The following is a 1,647-nucleotide window of genomic DNA, read 5'->3' as shown; positions in this document are numbered from 1 at the left end:
CAGCGCGGTGCCGGCCAGCAATGCGCAGATCGGCGTGCCGGCGGGCGCGCTGCGCGGGCTGGAACTGGTGGTGCTGGCGCGGATGGGCGACGGCGACACGCCGCGCCGCTTCGACAAGCTGTGCATGACCGGCCAATGAGCGCGCGATGAACGGGACTGCTCGCTTCCCTGCCCTCCGGCGGCAAGCCGGCCGCCACCGCGGCGCGGCCGTGGTCACCGCGCTGCTGATCGTCACGCTGGCGGTCGTCGTCGTGTCCGGCCTGCTGTGGCGCCAGCAGGTACAGATCCGCTCGGTCGAGAACCAGCGGCTGGTGGCCCAGGCCGCCTGGATCGAACGCGCCGCGGTCGACTGGGCGCGGCTGATCCTGCGCGACGACCTGCGCCGCTCCAACGTCGACCATCTCGGCGAGCCGTGGGCGGTGCCGATCGCCGAGACGCGGCTGTCGGACTTCCTCGGCGCCGCGCTGCGCACCGACCGCGCCGGCGAGACCTCGTTCCTGTCCGGCCGCATCCTGGACGCGCAGGCCCGCTTCAATCTGCGCAACCTGATCACCACCAGCGCGAGCGCCAACGGCGGCATCTCGGTCACCATCGACCCGGCCGGGCTCGCGGCCTATCGGCGCCTGCTGCGCGTGCTGGGGCTGAACCAGGGGCTGGCCGAGGCGACCGCGCGCTATCTGCTCGAGGCGGAGCGGGCCGGCGCCGGCCGCGCCGCGCCGCGGCCGCCCGACAGCCTGGCGGACCTGATGGCCATCCCCGGCTACGAGCCGGACATGCTGCCGGTGCTCGAGCCCTTCGTCGACCTGCTGCCGGATCGCACGCCGGTCAACGCCAACACCGCCGACCCAGAGGTGCTGGCCGCGGTCATCGACAAGCTGCCGCTCGATCGCGCCCGCGAACTGGTGCGCCAGCGCGACCGCGCCTATTTCAACAACGTCGGCGACCTGCAGACCCAGCTGCGCGCGATCGCGCCGCAGGCCGATGCCGGCGTCGGCACCGCGCTGGAGACGCGTTCGCACTACTTCCTGATCTACGGGCTGATCCGCCACGAGCGGGCGGTCCGGATGCAGGTCTCGCTGGTCCGGCGCGCCGCGGTCCTGGGCAGTGCCCAGGCGACGCAGGTGGTCTGGACCCGTGACCTCGAGCGGATGCCGGAGCTGCGCTGATGGGCAGGATGCCGATCGCCGCCGCCCTTTGCCGCGAACGCGCGAACCGCCGGCACGGCGGCCTGCCGCACGCTCCCGAAACGGTTGACGCGAATCCGCCACAAAGGCAAGGTATGCTGATGCCTTGGCGGAAAGGCATTTACCGGCACCCGGCTAGGCAAGCGGCGATCGCCGCCGGCACAGCCGACACCGGGCCGGACCGTGCCCGGGCACGGAACCGGGCCAGATTGCAGACGCGCCGCCACGCCGTCGACGATTCCGCCATCCATCTTCACTGCCGCGCAGTTCCAAGGAAACCTTGAGCACCACCCTGTTCGTCCGCCTGCCGCATCGCCCCCACGATCAACCGCAGCCCTGGCGCTTCGGGGCGATGCCGTTCGCGCTGGTGCGCGATGCCGTGGCCGCCCAGGGCCGGCGCGAGCGCGCTCCCGCCACGGGCCATCTGCTGCGCGAGGGCCACGCGCCGATCGCCGAGCTGCCG

1 protein-coding gene and 1 pseudogene are annotated in these 1,647 nt (G+C 72.9%); both read left to right on the top strand.

Annotated elements, in window-relative coordinates; all coding sequences use genetic code 11:
- Nucleotides 1-146 precede the first annotated feature (146 nt).
- On the top strand, nucleotides 147-1,166 hold the full coding sequence (gene gspK, locus B551_RS17825) for a type II secretion system minor pseudopilin GspK (protein WP_023264687.1): 1,020 nt from the start codon (nucleotides 147-149) through the stop codon (nucleotides 1,164-1,166).
- Nucleotides 1,167-1,464: 298 nt separating this feature from the next.
- Nucleotides 1,465-1,647 (top strand): annotated as a pseudogene (locus B551_RS17820) (type II secretion system protein GspL); the annotation flags it as partial.

This window comes from Cupriavidus sp. HPC(L) (genome assembly GCF_000307735.3).
Taxonomy (GTDB): Bacteria; Pseudomonadota; Gammaproteobacteria; order Burkholderiales; family Burkholderiaceae; genus Cupriavidus.
The sequence above is the reverse complement of the archived record's forward strand: the minus strand, read 5'-3'. Positions and strand labels throughout refer to the sequence as shown.

Coding starts and splice junctions, on each gene's coding strand:
- gspK (WP_023264687.1), top strand. CDS start 147: ATGAACGGGACTGCTCGCTTCCCTGCCCTCCGGCGGCAAGCCGGCCGC.